At 57.4% G+C, this 18,507-nt stretch carries 9 protein-coding genes; all 9 read right to left on the minus strand.

Annotation, left to right across the window (positions count from 1 at the left end; all coding sequences use genetic code 11):
• Nucleotides 1-966 carry a UDP-glucose 4-epimerase family protein gene (locus tag BFF94_RS26030; protein WP_128843035.1) on the minus strand — a complete coding sequence of 322 codons (966 nt, stop codon included), beginning with the start codon at nt 964-966 and terminating at the stop codon, nt 1-3.
• Entirely contained in the window at nt 963-1,757 is a 795-nt protein-coding gene (locus tag BFF94_RS26035; protein WP_372454311.1) for a glycosyltransferase family 2 protein, read from the minus strand. Before BFF94_RS26035 ends, BFF94_RS26030 begins: the two co-directional genes overlap by 4 nt.
• Before the next feature lie 293 nt (nt 1,758-2,050).
• Nucleotides 2,051-3,322, minus strand: coding sequence for a sulfotransferase family protein (locus BFF94_RS26040; protein WP_128843033.1), 1,272 nt, complete (start codon nt 3,320-3,322; stop codon nt 2,051-2,053).
• 249 nt (nt 3,323-3,571) lie between these two features.
• Nucleotides 3,572-7,810 (minus strand): glycosyltransferase, encoded by a 4,239-nt coding sequence (locus tag BFF94_RS26045; protein ID WP_128843032.1) that lies wholly within the window; start codon nt 7,808-7,810, stop codon nt 3,572-3,574.
• A gap of 103 nt (nt 7,811-7,913) precedes the next feature.
• A complete protein-coding gene (locus BFF94_RS26050; RefSeq protein ID WP_128843031.1) occupies nt 7,914-12,854 on the minus strand; it encodes a glycosyltransferase in 4,941 nt (1,646 codons plus the stop codon).
• 167 nt (nt 12,855-13,021) lie between these two features.
• Nucleotides 13,022-13,918, minus strand: coding sequence for an NAD-dependent epimerase/dehydratase family protein (locus BFF94_RS26055; protein WP_128843030.1), 897 nt, complete (start codon nt 13,916-13,918; stop codon nt 13,022-13,024).
• A gap of 4 nt (nt 13,919-13,922) precedes the next feature.
• Entirely contained in the window at nt 13,923-14,957 is a 1,035-nt protein-coding gene (gmd, locus tag BFF94_RS26060; RefSeq protein WP_128843046.1) for a GDP-mannose 4,6-dehydratase, read from the minus strand.
• Nucleotides 14,958-15,070: 113 nt separating this feature from the next.
• On the minus strand, nt 15,071-16,513 hold the full coding sequence (locus BFF94_RS26065; protein WP_128843029.1) for a mannose-1-phosphate guanylyltransferase/mannose-6-phosphate isomerase: 1,443 nt from the start codon (nt 16,511-16,513) through the stop codon (nt 15,071-15,073).
• A gap of 99 nt (nt 16,514-16,612) precedes the next feature.
• Complete coding sequence (locus BFF94_RS26070; RefSeq protein WP_219140023.1) at nt 16,613-18,490, minus strand: glycosyltransferase family 2 protein; 1,878 nt, start codon at nt 18,488-18,490, stop codon at nt 16,613-16,615.
• Nucleotides 18,491-18,507 lie beyond the last annotated feature (17 nt).

Below are 18,507 nucleotides of genomic sequence, written 5' to 3' on the forward strand. Positions count from 1 at the left end.
TTATTTTCGTGTATCGCGCAAACGATACCATGCGGCGGTCGCTTCGAGGCCCTGGCGAGTCGTATAGGGCGGATGCCAGTCGAGCACGCGCCTGATCCTGCCCGTGTCGAGCTGCAGGCTGCCGGTCAGGCGGTCGACCGCCGCGCTGCGACCGGTCAGCTTGCCGACGGCACGCAGCAGGGCCGGCGGCACCGCCAGCAGGCGCGCCGGCTTGCCGAGCGCATCGCCAACGAGACGCAGCAGGCCCGCGACTGACGGCGCGTCGTCGTCGGCGACGTGAAAGCATTCGCCGGCCGCGCGCGGGTCGATTGCGCAACGCAGCAGCGCATCGGCGAGGTTTTCGACGTAGACGAGGCTGCGGCGCGCGGCGATGGCGCCGAGCGGCAGCGGCATCCCGCGCGCGACCGCGTCCATCATCCGCAGGAAGTTGGCGCGGACGGTCGGGCCATAGACGAGCGGTGGACGAACGACGACGACGTCAAGCCCCGCCGACGCGCCGAACTGCGCGAGTTGCCGTTCCGCACGCAGCTTCGAACGGCCGTACGCATCCTGCGGATCGGGTTCGAATGCTTCCGACAGCGGCACACCTCCATCGCCCTCTCCTACCGCCTTGATGCTGCTCGCGAACACGATGCGGCGGACACCGTGATTGCGCGCCGCCTCGGCGAGGCGCAGGGTGCCGGCGACGTTGGTGGCGTCGAACGCGGCGTCGGGATCGGGCGACTCGTCGCGCATCACGTGCACGCGAGCGGCGAGATGGATCACGCAATCGGCTGCCAGATCGGTCGGCCACCCTTCATCCAGGTCATCGAAATCAGCGGTGCCGTGCACCCATTCGCGCACGCCGTCGACGCAGCCGCCCGGACGCCGTACCAGTGCGGTAACGGTGTGCCCGGCCTCCAGCGCGCGGCGGCAGACCGCACGGCCGACGAAGCCGTTCGCGCCGGTGATGACGAGGTGACTCACCAGAGCCTCCAGCCGAAGCGGTTGTAGAACTTGAAGGCCGACGCGGCGAACATGCGGATGTGCGCGAAGCCCTTGCGGGAGGCACCGCCGCCGTGATGGATCACGCGGACCGACGGCACGTACGCGACGCGCGCGACATCATGCGTGCGCAAGCTGAGGTCGTAGTCCTCGAAGTAGAGGAAATAACGTGGGTCGAAACCGCGGAGCTTCTTCAGAACATCGGTGCGGAACAGCATGAAGCAGCCGCTGACGATCGGCGGGTCCCAGACGATGTCGCGGTCGTTGATCACGTCGCGCATTTCATAGCGGGCGAGGCGCCCGGCGAACCATTGGCGCATGCGCGCCGGCAGGAAGCCGCGGACTAGCAGATCGAGCAGCGCCGGGAAGCGGCGGCACAGGTACTGGGCGTGACCGTGATCGTCACCGATCCACGGTGTGAGCAAGCCGACCTCCGGATGCGTATTGAGGAAATCGAGCGCGCGCACCAGCGCATCGGGCTCGACGTCGATGTCCGGATTGAGAATCAGGTGGTAGGTGCTGTCGGTCGCGTCGATGGCAAGGTTGTGGCCTCTTCCGTAGCCGACGTTGCCGTGCCCGGTCAGCGTCGTGTAGTCGATTTCCGTCATGCCGAGGCCGCTCCGAATCTCGGCGAGCGTGGTCGCCTCCCCACCGTTGTCGACCAGGAATGCGTCAACAGCGAGTTCGCGAGATGAATGCTCGAGTGACCCGCGGGCCGTCTCAACGCTGGACAAGGTCCGCGCCAGCAGTGCCTGATCGGGACGAAACGTCACGATGGAAATCGACAGGCGATCCGTACCGGCCGGCCCGGGCGCGCCGTGTGCAGCGGAGGGTGAGGAATGAAAGACCACGTTATGACGAAACCAATGACGGATGCAACACAGCGAAGTGTGCCACACTCGTCGGCCACTATCTGGCGCGCCAGCTCGAGCATGTCGATACATGCGCGCCGCGAACGAAGCAACCCTGCCGCACGAGGGCGGTGCGAAGCTCAGCCTGGCGCGTACCGTGCGTCACCACGCCCACACCGCCATCACGACCGCACACGCGGAAATGGTCAGCTCTGTCACTTGCGACCCGAAGCCAGCCTGACGAGAAAGCGCAACGGCTTCGTCACCCGCCACGACTTGGATCGAAGAATCTCGTGCACGGTACGCTCGGCGCGTTCCAGCGCCATGCGTTGCCCGGCCGACACTGCCTCTTGGGCCGCGATGATGCGATCCCGGGATTCGACTGACTCTTTCAGTACGCGCTGCGCGTCGTTCGCGATCACGAGTTCCGCGCGCAGATGCGCTTCGGCAGCGGCCGCCGATTCGGCACGCGCCTGCCAGTCGCTCACTTCACTTGCCTGCGCGTCGATGTGCTGCTGCTGCGCGTCGATGCGTTGTTGCTGCGCTGCGATTTCGCCGCGATTGGCAGCCACCTCGGCTGTCAGCCCACCTGCCTCCTGCTCGAACTGCCACTCTAGCCGCAAGAGCGGAGCGATATCGTCGAGGTATGCCTGTGCCTCCTCGATGACCGACTGCGCGCGTTGCTCGAATGCCGGTTCGTCGATCTCCGTTGCGGATTCCAGAACACCGAACAACGCACTGACGTGCCGCTCGATTGCATTTGCATTCGACAAATCACGGAACTCGAAACGCGTGTGCCGCAGCCCCCCGTCCAGAAAGTCCCGTTCGAATGCCTGCGCGCGCGATGCATCAAGCGGCAGTTCGAGGTGCATCGACATGCGTGCGAGCTCGGCGCGCGGATCCTCCATCAGCTTGTCGTAATTGACGAGGACGCGCCGCGCACCCTTCGTTGCGCCGAGCGGCGGGATAGTATGGAGCAGCCAGAGCAGATACGACTTCTCTGACGAGAACTGATCCCGCTTCTCCAGCGACCGGCCCACACTCATCGGATTCCGAATGGCCAGTGCATAAACGACGCGTACGCCGAGACTGTCAAAAACGGGTTTCCAGAAAGGCAGCAGTCGCGAGATGCGCGGATCCTTCAGCGCGAAAATCTTGTTCTCGCATTTCTTCGCCAGAAGTTCGCTCGCCCGCTCGCGAATCGGCCGAAGGCTCGCGTCGTGGATCTTGTCGAATTCGATCGGGGCAAGGCTATGCCAATCGGCACCTGCAAGAGTCAGGATCTCCTGATTGATCGCATAGATATCGAGATCCTCGAAGAATCCCTTGTCGTTGACGCCCGGCACCGCAGGCATGAGGTTGTCGCCAAACACGGCGCCCATTACCTCCATCGCGCGGGTAATGACGCTCGTGCCGCTTCGGTGCATGCCCAACACGACGACGAGAGTGTCCTCGCGCAACGGGCCGATGTCTGACGTAAATTGCATTTGGGGAAACTGTGGAAGTGCTCGCGCCGGCAACTGCGCTGGTGACGTACGGATCTAGCGAGCACGAGCAAATTTTCGCCCCGAACAATGACACATGCTTGCAGCCCGCCAATCGAATCCAATTGTCGATGCGATTTTAGCGCAGGCACGAATAAGACGACCAACTCCGAATATTTCGAGATAATACGCGCGACACTCGAGCCGGTCGGCCGCAGGAATGCCCCACAAGCCGACCTGCGTCACCCACGATTACTTTACTACTGCCCGAGCTTGCGCCACTTTCTCAACCTCGGAAACGAAACTCTCAAGCGGCTCCTTCCATGCCCATATTTTCGGATTACGCTGCCGACTATCATTCAGATGATCGCGCGCAATGATAGCCGCTGCAGTCGGATCACTGGTGACATCAACACCGAAGGCTCGATGAGCCGGGATGTCAGATGCGATCACGGGTAGCCCCATTGCGAGGGCTTGGCCAATACCAAGGTTGTATCCCTCCCACCGCGAGAAATTCGCGTATAGATCAGCACCTGCATACAGGTTAACCATCTCTTCGTCCGTCACGTTCGCATGAACGCACACTCCCCGCGCAGTCATTTCGGCGATATCGTCTGCGTCCCCTTTCCCACACAACACCAAAACAGTACGTGCCGCTAAAACCGGATCGAGCAACTGGAGCGCCTCATACATTTCTACGTACTGATCGACCCCTTTGTAAAGTCGTTCGGCTGCGTGGAAACGGCAGACATTCAGAATAACGAACTTGTCATCCCACCCATTCTTCCGGCGAATACGCGAACGACGGTTATTTGACTCTTCACTCCACCGGCCCAGATGCTCATTACCGAGCGGAATGACACCATCCGGCGGAGTAACGGCCTCCTGCGCCACAGCGTTAGAAATCGCAAATACCTTCGCACAAATCCCCAAACTCAATGCTTTCTGATCAAGAATATCCTGTCGCGCATCCGCATCCGGAAATAGATTAGGAGGCGGCTCGCCATAATCGTAAGCAATTACTGGGGGGATATTGCCAGTCCAGCGCGCAACATCGAAGAATGGCGGCGTATGTGCAACGATGACATCGACACCCATTTCCACAGCAATAGTAGCCGCGGACCTGGGATCACGGACGTCAACCTTCTTGCAGCCCGGATATTCGAAATCGTTCGCACCAAGGAATCCACCAATTATTACGTCATAGCCATCGGCCAGCAGCGCACGCACCTGCAGCTCGATCACGACTGCAACACCATGACCACGTGCGTGTGTCGACGAAAGCATCATTACACAAGGACGACGCGAAACCATCATCTCGTCCCATATCGGACGTCGACGCGGGGCAAACGAAAGTTTGTAGGGCGACTCCATCGACAGATTCGGCGAATAGCATGGGTCTTTCCACAGCAGATCACGATGATGCGACCATGCGATCCGAGCTTCCTTCCGAAGCAGCTTCACCTTTTCCGGTTTGTCGTCGTATCCACGTGTTTTGCTTTCATGATGGACTACCAACGCCTCTGCAAAATATATATTCTTCCGACCACGCGCAAGCAGATCTAGACAAAATACAACATCGTTAAAAGCGACACGCAACTCCTCTCGCAAACCGCCCACTTCATTAAATGCGGCCTTCGAAACCATCAGACAGGCTCCCGTCACTGCAGCAACCTCATGGGTTGCATTTGCAAGCCCGCGGTATCCACCTTCGTCAGGGGCCAAAAAGAGGTGAGCATGAGCTGCAACACCTTGTATCCCCAGTACTACACCGGCATGCTGCACCGTGCCGTCACCGTAAAGCAATTTAGGTCCCACCGCACCGACATCAGGCAATAGTGCATACGCTGCCATCTTCTTGAGCCAGGCGGGATCAATGATCTCCGTATCGTTATTGAGCAAAACAATCAACTCACCACGAGACGCGCGCGAGGCAACGTTATTGAGCCTCGCATAGTTGAACTCACGGGGATCTCGCAATATGCGAATCCTGCCCTCGCGTTCCGCCAGACTCATTCCCTCAATCGTCACCGGATCGACAGATCCGTTGTCGATCACAATGATCTCGAGCTTATCCTTCGGCCAATCCGTTTTCCGCAGACTTTCCAGGCACGGTCCGAGCAAATGCCATCCGTCACGTGTCGGAATCAATATGCTGATGACCGGTAGCGAGTCCGGCAATGCCGGCGGATCAAAGGGAACCGGCTTCATTATCGGCATCGCGTCATGGAACGTAACGTGTGGTACATGAGTGATCGCACGTTCGTCGATAGATAGAGCCATTTCCTGTAGCGCCGAATCAAAGCTGATTTCCTGATCCAGCATGCGCTGCGCGACATCCAGATCCATGCCATTCGACCAACGAAGTGCGACCATTTTTCCAAGCAATAGTCCCTGCTTTGTCAGCAAGCGCGAGAACGGAGGCTTGAACCATGGATCCTGCGGCAACCCGCCATCGGGAAGGGAGTCTTCGTCGGAATATGCCAGACGGAATCTTTCATTTCGGCGCAGCGCATCAACAAGAACTCGCGGTCCATGAGAGCGAGGAATCGCCCCCGAGTCAATCAACACCGTAATCTGCCCGGCGTTCAACTGCGGTCGCGAGAACGAGAAACGAGGGTCACCTTCAAGCCCCTCCACGCATTTCTTGACGAGTGTGCTGTCTGCACCAGGTTCCACCAACACGAATGCAGTCCATTTCAGGCCGATGATTTTTCGAAGCGCATCCAGCGTTTCATTCCACTTCGCCGCAGCTTTTGCCGTCAATTGAACGATAACGACAACCTCCGGCACCGAGACGGACGTAGCTTCCATGGCGGCAAGCGCCTCTGCATCCGGTGTGTCCATTCGCAACAGCCACGATGGATAAGAAACCGTAACTGATTCATGCGGTGCGAGCATGACGCTACTCGCCGGCACTGTTACCGATTGAGATAGCGGTAAGCCGCCACTCACACCCATACGCCGCCGAAACGAATTCGAGAGTACCTGTTTGGCTTCCGGATCACTGGAAAGCAATGCTCTTCGTATCAACTCTATCCGTGCACGCTGCAGGCGTACCGAGCGTCGCGTCAATTCCACGATTGCTCTAGCCGGCGCTGTAAGCCTCCACGTCTCGGACGAGAGCACAGCTCCAAGGCGGTGCTCGATCTCCGTTCTTTGAACAACCTCTGCTGCCGCCGATTGCTCAGCTTCTGATACGCGTTGCATTAAATGCGCGATTCGCGCGTCTTTTTCGGTGATTGATCGCGCACGATTTGCAAGCAACCCAGACAATGCTTGGCGCACTTGCGCTTCGGCTTCTTGACTGGCAACAATCGCTCGCTGCGCTTCATCTCGCTCGCGCTCGACCGCTTTAAGGTGTTCTTGTGCGCCACGCAAGCGGGACTCAACGTCCTGCAATTGACACACGAATTCATTCTTTTGCTCGATCAAACGAACATCGAGCTGCGACTCAGCTGCGTCGGAATGCCGTCGCAGTTCATCGACCAGCATCCGCGTTCGTCGCAAATTCTCACGAAGCGTATTAACCTCCGCGGCGGCACGAGGGATGCTCTGACTTCCTTCCGCCTCCAGAGACGCGTCGTTAGTATCTAACACACTCATTTTGCTTTCACCTTTGTCATCCCGAGGCAGCTCAGAGATATACTCCACCTTCAGCGACTGACATATTTCCTGGAAATTTTTTTCGCCGTCGATACCTTCTTCGAGCTCCCAGGTTTTCAATCGATCGATGATGTCGTAGACGGCCCGAAGCAAACCAACTGCGGCAGGATAGTCGCCACGCCCCTGCGATTTCGACAAACTCGCCCAACCATCAATGCGAGCGTGCGCGTAAGTAATAAGATCACGTCCACCATCATCATCTCTTGCCCGATCGATGCGTGAAGTATAACGATTCGACTTCTCGATCCATTGCTCCACGCTTGCATGTGATAAATGATGCATGCAGGCACCCGTTTCAGGTGGAATGGTATATATTCGATTCGTTTTTGACTTTATTCCACCATGAACCGTCGAAAGAATTTCTACAGAATCTCTCTTGAAAAATCTCAGCTGATATTCTGGCCAATAGTAAGCCCGCTCGTCGTGGACACCAAGAATGTAATGTCGCTGCGGCAAAAAATAGGCGTCCGCTCGTGGGTTTGCCACTTCATTTCGAAGAAATTTTGCAGCCCCGACACTCAAACATTCGTCGTCATCAAGACATAGAATCCAGTCATGGGTGCACTGTGAAATAGCGAATTGGCGCGTATCCTCAACGACAGGAGACCATGGAACAGAAATCACTCGATCCGCAAGCGACCGAGCAATTTCAGCGGTTCCATCATTAGACGATTTATCTACAACCAATAACTCGTCTGCGAACGATAGCGCGCGAAGACACGTCTCAATCAGGCTCGCGCGATTATACGAAATCACGAGCGCACTGATTTTTCCAGAGCAGATCCCGTCATCATGTACAAGACCATTCGCAACATACTCGCTCATCAGATCTCCACCACCATAAAATTACCGCATACGAACAATTCGACTATCAAGCTTAATTTACCATCCATTCCCGGCCCTACTTTTCAATGCAGCCCATCCAAAATCATTCCAGCATAGTCGACCGAATTTCATCAATCCGATTCGCAGCCCGATCGCCCGCTGCAACCAATGAAAGCTTACGCTCAGCGCTTACGCGAGCACGAGCCCCCAGCTCCTTCGCCCACTCCTGATTTTCGAACACTTTTCGCATTAAATTCGCGGCATCCTTCACCGATGGCTCGGCCCAATGTTGATTCGCGTCATAAGGCGGAATCGGACGCCCCAATTTCACCAGTTCGTACGGCACCAGAAGGCTGTTCGTTTCATCCATGAAGTCTACGTTGCCTGAATAGCTCGTAGCGATCACCGGCTTCCCCATCAGCATAGCCTCAGCCATGGTGAGTCCAAGCCCTTCACTTCGATGTAGCGATACGTAAGCGTCACAAGCGTCCATCAGCGAAAGAACCTCATCCGCCGTGTACACTTGATCGATGATCTTGATATTCACTCCAGCGTTCTTCGCTGCTAGACGGAGCTCTTCAAGCTGCACGGGGTGGCGATCACCAAATGAGGTCTTCAGTACGAGGCAGACTGAGTCATCCGGTCGAAACGCTTCGCTGAATGCTCGAATCAATCCCATCGGATTCTTGCGTTCCATCACGCTCATCATGTGGAACGTAAACAGGAACGTATATTCATCATCCTTCAGGCCGAAATAAGATCGATCACGTCTGCGATATTCGCCGAGCTGCACACCAGGAAAAATCGTCTTCACCGGGATGGACAAGCGATTGCGCAACCCCTGCGCAACAAACTCCGTGGCCGTCCAAACTTCATCGACTCCGCTTGCATGAGCAGTCCAGCTGTCAGGGACCGAATCGAACTCCCAGTACCAGTACGCAATTCGATAGGTGCGTTGTGCTCGCTCGAGCAAATCAGACAATTCAAACGCCGAACTGAAGAACGGCTCCGGTTGCGTATGGATGATGGTGACGTCAAAATCCTCGGTTCCGAAAAAATTGACGTGATACGGGTCATCCTTTCGGTCCGTACGAAGATCCCGCAACGAAGTCTGGACACCAGCCTCCTGCATCCCCTTCACCAGCGCCTCAACGGATACGCGCAATCCCGACGGATAACAGAAGTGCCCGATCACATTGACGCCGGGTTTCGCCAGCGCCTTCGCTACTGCCAGCGTGTCGAGCGATTTGCACCACGCGCGCGCGCCGCTCGGCAATGGGGCCTCGTCCGCTTGCAACCAGTGGATCAAAGCGCGCGCAGCATCCACGTCTCGCAGTGCTGCCGGAAAACGTTCACGCCAGTCTTCACGCGCGTTATATGCAATACGAATCTGTTCAGCCGGCGACAGGTCGACAGACCATGTCTCCGGCACCACCCAGTGATCGTGAACTCGATACTTCGCCGCAAACCACGCGGCAAACGCTGCGCGCCCAAAAATCGTCAAACCATCGGAATGAAGTCGCTGCCATGCTGGCGTAAATCGATATGCTTCGACGAGCTCTCGAACAGGATCCTCGGAGGCCTGCCAAAACAACCACCAAATCTGCTCAAGTCGAAGACCGGCCGCAACACGTCCGTGCCGAATAAACCATTCGAACAGATCGGTAGATCCCGCTGGCGTCAGCCCATGAGGCAAAAACGTTCGAATTTCATGTTGCATGAATGCTTGTCGGGCAGCCGCTCCGAAGTCCTCTGCGAACAATCGCTTGATCGATTGAAGCCCGTCGGCCGTGAGCCCCAATTCACGTTCGCCATTACCGAGTAGCCAGTCCGCAAATTCCCCATCACCTCCATCAGATAGCGCACGGGGAAATCTCACACGGAGATCATCTCGCCGCCGCAACAAATCTAAGCACCAGCGCGCAGCACTGTCGATATCCAAGATCTTGTGCGCGGCTTGAGGTTGCCAAAGCACCGAATCGCGCGGCAAGTCGACAATCGCCATGCAAACACCCTCGTCCTCCAGACGAAGCTCCCCGGTCGACAACGGAAGTGACCCGGTTTCAACAAGGTGCCGCTCAAGCGTCGTGCGCACGGACGCATCGTCCAAACGCAATGCCGGGATTGCCAGACGACCATCCAGTTCGGGGTGAAGATACGGATCCTCGTCGATACCAAAATGACGGATATCGTCTGCGAGACGACGCACATCCTCTGCCGGATTGCTACTACCTCTCGTCGCACCCTCGTGATGCACCAGGCAAGCGTAGGGGGTATAGGCGATCCGATATCCGGCGCGCCAGGCTTGCAGACACAACGCCACGTCGCTCATCGCGATCAGATAGGATTCGTCGAAACCATATACTTCTTCAAACACACTTCGTCGTACGAGCTGACAAGCGCCCATGATGGCCAGCCAGTTACGAGGATGCTCCGGTGAACCAAATACCCCCCATCCCTCATCTTGACCACCTCTATACATCAGCGCCGCAAGATGGATTCCAATGGAAACGCCCGCATGCTGCAACTCTCGCGACGGGTAGACGAGTTTCGTACCCACAACACCGACACCTGGGCGCATCGCTAATCGAACTAGCTCTTGCAACCAGTCTCTCGTGATGATTTCAATATCGTTATTCAGGAACAGGAGAAACTCGCCGCGCGCTCTGGATGCACCAAAATTGCACGCTGCGGAGTAGTTAAATTTATTCCTGTAGTAAACGATCCGTATTTGCGGCTCGGATTTTAGAAATCGATAATATTCGAGGGTCTCCGGGTCATCCGACCCGGTGTCAACGATGATCACTTCCTTGTTCGAATAATCAGTCGCATGCAACAAACCATCGACGCACATGCGTAGGAGTTCTGGTTTATTCTTGGTTGGGATGATTACTGACACAAGCGGCGGCCGCTCGATTTCCCAGGTGGCATGTTGGGTCCCGTTCGATTGAGTCGCAACCGTAACCTCCCCATTGATACCGTTCCGCTTCCAATACCGCTGTATAACCACACGATGATCCGACGCCTCACGCGTTCCTGGCGCAGGCCGATCCTGCTCAACACCGTGCTTACGATGGCAAAGTACCTTAGGAACACGAATGATGCTCTGCGCCACATCACTCACGCGGAGATTGATGTCCCATTCGACAGCAGCGCCAGCCGTTACGTCGATGCCACCTACCATTTGTACCAGCGAGCGTCGAAGCAGCGTCAATCGGCCAAAATAATTGAACGCATATAGCAGATCTGGCGACCACGACGGCTTGAAGTATGGTCTTTCGCGCGACTGCGCGGCGGACTGCATATCTTCGTCGCCGTAGATAATATCCGCCTGCGAGAAGTCGCGAAGCGTTGCTGCAATTTCGTTCAATGCATTGAACGACAACATGTCTCCGCCATCCAACACGGCGACATACTCTCCCTGAGCATGATCGAACGCGGCGACCAAGCCGGTCGATCGCTCCAACTTTTCGCTTGATTCGCCAACCAAAATCATGCGCGTGTCGACGACCGCCCAATCTTCGAAACTCTTGACAACGGAAGTGTCGAGCGCGGCACGGGAAACAATGATCTCCCAACCTTGTTGTGACTGTGCTCGAATCGAGCCGACCGTGCGAATCAGTTCTTCGGTGGAATCGACGCCTGTGAACAAGAAGCTGACGAGCGGCTTAGTGCCCTTAGTCAGATCGACATCACTTGTTCGAACCTCGATATTCTTAATCCATTCGGCATACTGCCCTGTCGCCGCCGCGCCAGGTGTCTTCAGCCCTTGCAAATCGGCGATGGGCTCTGACACGATAGTTTTCGCATATCCTTGCGTGGCGCGACGCTGTCGCATAAATTCCAGTCGCGCCCGCATTTTCCATGGCGTAACCGTCCACCACATTGCCTTGAGCGTTCGTCGTGCATATACGCGTGCCGTCGAAGGCACCAAAGCGCCAACCCTGCGTGCTGGCGACACAATGCGCCACAGCATGGATTGGGTCACGGCCTCATACTGTTGCTCGGCAGCTTCTGCGCGCAGATTCGCCCGTTGGATGAGTGCATCGCGACCAGCAAGCGTTGTCCGCAATTCGCTAATCTGTCTTTTTGCTATCCGATTCTGTCGGGTGTAACGATACTCGGCTTCGACGCCACGACTTTCTGCAACCGCCACTTGATACTTCAACCGTCGATTTTGGCGTGAAATCTCCCCCGACACACTGTCATCCGGTCGGCTGTCGTCCGCGGTCGGAATCAGATTGCTCTCATCCAACTCCAATCTCGCATCGAACGGGGACGGCTCTGTTTGCGCTGACGGCCGGGAGGCTTCACGGCGAAGCAAGGGCTCCGCAGCTTCCGTGTTTAGCTCGGTAGATCCGGCAGAGACGAACTCGTCGAACACATTTGGCGGATACTTGAACGCGTCGAACAGTTCTCTATGCTCGCCCGCTACATAGTAGCGGTTGAGCCCGTCTGAATAGACATGTGAATAATTCGCCGCCAGAAGAATTGGTTCCCATTCGCAATGAGATTCTACTTGGGACAGCGGTGCCATCGCTTTGGCAACGACAACCCACGGACGATTACGCGTCCAGTCGTTGCCGACAATGACATTTCGTTCATCCCCCGAGGCGTCAATTTTGAGGAAATGCACGACCTGACCAACGCCGACGTACTCTCGCCAGATTACGTTGAGCGTCGTTAGTCCCCCTTCCAACACTTGCGCCTGTCGCCCCGACGGCACGTGCCCCCTTGCGATTTCTTCGTCGAGTGGTGAAGGTTCGCTATCGAAACCAACAGCCATCTTGGCCGGCTCAATGTTTTCCCCAACTCTCATCTGCAAGTTGACATCGCGCAGGCGCTTGCTCCGGAGTAGAGAAAAGTAGAACGGATCGGGTTCAACGTTAATCCCGCGCCAGCCTCTGTCACTGAACGCTCGCGTCACGGAGTTCTGATCGGGAGACCACGCTCCGACGTCAATGTAGAAGCCATCTTTTATATGCTGTAGCGCGCGATACAGCATGACGTCTTCGAAATTTTGCGCGTAGGAAACAAAAGGCATAAGTTGTCGCTTACGAAACAGTTTGGTTATTCGCGGCATTCAGCAACGCTATGTGACGATGGGGAGTCGGCCCGCCCGTGCTCCTTCAAGGGCGGACAGCGTATCTCTGCTGTTGCGAGCCCGACTCATTCGTTAGCGAAGACGCCTTCGCACTATCCCCGTCGATCTCAATTCGATCGACTCTCCATCATCCAAGCCAGCGTGTCGCGAAGATCCATGGAATCGAACCCTCCAATCGCACCCTCGAGCTGCTTGCGACTACCGATCAATTTATGAACCTCGTTCGCCCGAACGAACAGCGGATTGACGGCCACATCCAGATCGTGTCCGGAGATTTCCCGCATCATCGACAGTACGTCCTGCAACGAATACCCGACACCGGAACAAACATTAAAGGTACGTCCTGCAAACTCACCTTCGATCAACCTCCGATACACCGCAACAACAGTGCGAACGTCCGAAAAATCCCGCACGACGTTCAGATTGCCAAGTTCGATGCGCGAAGCTCGGTCACGGAAGTGTCGAACGATCTTCGGAAGCAGAAATCGCTCGTCCTGACCTACACCCGTGTAATTGAATGGCCGCGCTATGACGATCGGAAGCTTGTCCTCCCAGGTTCGCGCAACCATTTCCATCGCCAGCTTGCTGATAGCGTAATCGTTCGCGGGCGCCGGCGTAGTGGATTCATCGATGACTTCGCGGTCGGAGTTCCCATAGACGTTTGCACTGCTCGCCAACAAAACCGCTCGCGGCTGACTCGCGGAGCGAGTCAGCGCGCCAAGTAGATTGCGCGTCCCGACCACGTTGGTCTGATAGATTGCGCCGACATCACCGTGCTGAACGAACGCGATAGCCGCCAAATGCACCACGGCATCAGGCCTTTCGTCGGACAGCACGCGAGTCAACGCATCGGAGTCAAGCAGGTTGCACACGTGCGTTCGCCACGGCACATTGCCACTGGGCTTGTGAACGATCCCGCAGACTTCGTGACCTGAACGAATCAACTCTTCCGCCATATAGCGGCCGGTAAATCCGTCCAGGCCCGTTACGAAGACTTTTGCCATGGCTTTAGAACGAGAAACCTGCTTCGTTCCGGCGAATATCCGCCTCGACCATCATCTGGCACAGCTGCTCGAGCGTGGTCTTCGGCACCCAGCCGAGTTCCTTGCCCGCTTTCTCCGGATTGCCAATCAGCAGATCGACTTCAGCAGGCCTGTAGAACTTCGGGCTGACCTTGACCACGGTATTGCCGGTTCGCGTATCCACGCCGGCCTCGTTCTCGCCGGCACCTTCCCACGCGAGTTCGAAGCCGGCGGCCTGCGCCGCCATCGACACGAAGTCCCGCACCGTTTCCGTCCGGTTCGTTGCCAGCACGTAGGTATCGGGATGATCCGCCTGCAGCATGCGCCACATGCCTTCGACGTATTCCTTCGCATAACCCCAGTCGCGCTTCGCATCGAGGTTGCCGAGTTCTAGAACGTCGAGCTTGCCGAGACGGATCTTCGCGAGGCTGTCCGTGATCTTCCGCGTCACGAACTCGCGGCCGCGCAGCGGCGACTCGTGGTTGAATAAGATGCCGCTGCAACCGAAGATGTTGTAGCTCTCGCGATAGTTGATCGTCATCCAGTGCGCGTAAAGCTTTGCAACGCCATACGGGCTGCGCGGATAAAAAGGCGTGCTTTCGACCTGCGGAATGGCTTGCACCTTGCCGAACATTTCGGACGTGCTGGCCTGATAGAAACGGATCGCCGGATTGACCGTGCGAATCGCCTCAAGCAGATTGAGCGCGCCGATACCGGTGATCTCCGCAGTCGCCGCCGGCTGGTCGAACGACACGCCGACGAAGCTTTGCGCCGCCAGGTTATAGACTTCCGTCGCCTTAGTCGTCTGAAGCAGACGAATGCTCGAACCGAGGTCCGTCAGATCGTATTCAACGAGGTGAAGATTCGGATGGTTGCTGACGCCGAGTTCGTCGATTCGCCAGAAATTGACCGAGCTGGTGCGCCGATAGGTGCCGTAGACGGTGTAGCCCTTCTCGAGAAGAAGCTCTGCAAGATACGCGCCGTCCTGCCCCGTAATGCCAGTAATGATCGCAACAGTCATTTTCATTCCAGTTGATTCAGTGTGTTGAAATTCCCGGCCCCGTTCGACTACGCAGACGCGCGATGCTCGCGGCAAATGCGAGATCGGGACCACGCCGGATCTTCCGTATGCAATTACTTGCCGGTCGCCGGCACGACATCCCGGCCGTAGTTGTCGTCGAGACGCACGATGTCGTCCTCGCCCAGGTAGGAGCCCGACTGAACCTCGATCAGCTCAAGCGGAATCTTCCCCGGGTTCTGCAGGCGGTGCGTGACACCCAACGGAATATAGGTCGACTGATTCTCGCTCAGCAGAATGACCTGGTCACCGTTGAACACCCGTGCAGTACCGCGCACGACGATCCAGTGTTCGGCCCGGTGATGATGCATTTGAAGGCTGAGCGACGAGCCCGGGTTGACGATGATGCGCTTGACCTGAAAGCGCTCGCCCTGATCGATGCTCTCGTACGAACCCCACGGCCGGATGACCTTCCGGTGCGTCACCGATTCGTGCCGCCCCGACGCACTGAGGCGCTCGACGATCTTCTTCACACGTTCGGACTGGTCGCGGTGCGTCACGAGCACTGCGTCCGCCGTTTCGACGATGATCAGATCCTTGACGCCAATGGCCGTGACCATGCGATGTTCGGCCCGGATATAGCTGTCCGACACTTCGTCAGTCAGGACATCACCCGACACCGTATTGCCCGTCTCGTCGGCATCCGAAATTTCCGCGAGCGCGGCCCACGAACCGATGTCGCTCCAGTTCAGGCCGGCAGCCGCGACCATCACCGCGTGATCGGTTTTCTCCATCACCGCGTAGTCGATCGAAATGTTCGGGCTTTCCTGAAAGGCATCGGCGTCCAGTCGAACGAAATCCTCGTCGCGTTTCGCTTGCTTCACCGACAGCGCAACCTGTTCGAGCACGGCCGGCTCGAAGCGCTTCAGTTCATCGAGATAGGCGGACGCCTTCAGCATGAACATGCCGCTGTTCCAGTAATAGCCGCCTTCCGCCACAAAGCGCGCGGCCGTATCGGCATCCGGCTTCTCCACGAATGCGTCGACCTTGAACGCACCGTCGTGTGTGCCCAGCCCGTTGCCGCTGCGAATGTAGCCGTAGCCGGTGTGCGGTTTCGTCGGCTCGATACCGAACGTGACGAGATGCCCTGTGCTCGCTATATCCCGTGCCTTCTCGGCCAGCTCCGCGAACACCGCGTTGTCGAGAATCACGTGGTCGGACGGCAGCACGAGCAGTAACGCATCGGGCGATTGCTCCATCGCAAGAAGTGCCGCCGCGGCAACCGCAGGCGCGGTATTACGCCCTACCGGCTCCAGGACGACAGCCGACGCTGTCACGTCGATGCTGCGCAATTGATCGGCCACGATAAAGCGCTGATCCGCGTTGGTGATCATGATCGGTGCTTCGACGCCGGGCATGCCCTGCAGGCGCAGCACGGTCTGCTGCACCAGCGTATGGTCGCCGGCCAGCTTCAGGTACTGCTTCGGATAACCGCCCCTCGACAATGGCCAGAGACGGGTACCGCTACCGCCGCACAAAACTACAGGGAAGATGTTCACGTCAACTCCGTTACGATATGCCTTCAAATTTCAGACTGCCAGATCAGTACGACTCATCGATTCCGGCTGAACCCGGCCGCCACCGCTCAGCTCACGCGCTCACGCAAGCGCGGGCGCTCTCGACGGCCATGCGAGGCCGAAATCCTCGTCGTTCAACGTCAGATTGGGACTGTAGGAGGGGTCATCGCGAAGCAATTCCGCCCAGTGCGTCTGCATGTACTCGACCTCCCCCGCGAAGCGAGCCTGCTTGACAGGGTCGTCCTCGTATCCGCGCGTCGCCGACTCATGGTGATACAGCTCTGCGTATGGGGTCCACACATGACGATAGCCGGCTTCCCGCAAGCGGATGCAAAAGTCGATATCGTTGAACGCCACGCTCAGATTCTGTTCGTTCATCCCCGCCACCTCGCGATAGACCGACTTACGCACGATCATGCACGCCGCCGTGACCGCGGTAAAAGAACTGATCAGGCTAGCCCGCCCGAAATAGCCGAACGATCTACGAGGGATGTGCTTGTGCACGTGCCCCGCCACACCACCCAGCCCAAGCACCACGCCGGCGTGCTGAACCGTATCGTTTGGGTAGAGCAGTTTAGCGCCGACTGCGCCGACCCCCGGCTGCATTGCTATGCTGACCATTTCCGATAGCCACTCGGGCGAGATCACCTCGACATCGTTATTGAGCAGCCCCACGATCTCGCCGTTCGCCGCCTCGACACCCGAATTGCATAGCGCCGAGAAATTAAACGACCGATCGTCGCGCAATACCCGAAAACGCCCGTCACTCTTGAGCGACGCGAGATAATCAAGTGTTGCCGGGTCGTCCGAGCCGTTGTCTACGACGATAATTTCGTAGTTTCCGTACGTAGACTTGCCAACGATACTCTTGATGCACTGCCGTATCAGGTCCAGCCCGTTTCGCGTCGGTATGATCAGGCTGACGAGCGGCACCGGGTTCTGCATCGCATAGCGTGCACGGTAACCGTTGCCTGCGTACTCGGCCACTGCGCGAATTCCCATTCGTTCGAAGTGATCGTTGAGCGCCCGCTCGCCGGCCACCACCGCGTATGGCTTCGCATCTGTGCCCGATGCCGTGCTTTCGGCATGAACGCGCCAGTGGTACAGCACGCGGGGAATGTGATGGATTGTCTCGGCACCCGCTCGATCGACGCAACGAAGCGCCAGATCATAGTCTTGCGACCCTTCATAACCCACCCGGAATCCGCCGATCTCGTCCAGCAACGCCTTCTGATACACCCCCAGATGACTGAACATGTTCTGCGAAAGAAACAGATCGGGGTTCCAGTCGCACTTGAAGTACGGCTCGCGGCGCTTGCCCGATCCGTCGATCTTGTCTTCGTCAGAATAGATCATCCGAATTGAAGGATCACACACGATCGCGTCCGCGACGCAATAAAGGGCATGCTCCGGCAACAGATCGTCGTGATCGAACAGCGCGACCCATGTACCCGTCACGAGTTCGAGTGCAGTATTCGATGCTGCGGAGATATGGCCGTTCTTCTCGCGAAATGCGACCTTAATCCGTTGGTCCTGGGCCGCATAGCGCTCAAGCAACGGGCGAATGGCCGGATCGGTCGACACGTCATCCGCAATGCAGAGTTCCCAATGCGGATAAAGCTGTCCGCAGATGGACTCGATCGCCTCCACAAGCCATTTCGGATCGGGATTGTAGACAGGCATCACCACCGAAATCAGCGGCGAGCTTGCAAATCCCGCGATGCGTTCGCGAATGGCCACCCGCGTCGCATCGTCGATCTGATCGTAGCGGCGCACCCATTCGGCATACAGATTCGGATCGACCACGCCCGGCGCACCCGCGCGCAACCACGCGATGCGGCTCTTCACGCCGGCGAGGCCTTCCCGGCGGAAAATACCGTAGGCCTTGCGCACGACCAGTCGCAACCCACCGTCTCCGGCCACCCGATTCACGAACGAGCGTGCTTTACGCAACTTCATCAGCTCAGCACCCCGTC

The sequence above is a fragment of the Burkholderia catarinensis genome (genome assembly GCF_001883705.2).
GTDB classification, from domain to species: Bacteria; Pseudomonadota; Gammaproteobacteria; order Burkholderiales; family Burkholderiaceae; genus Burkholderia; species Burkholderia catarinensis.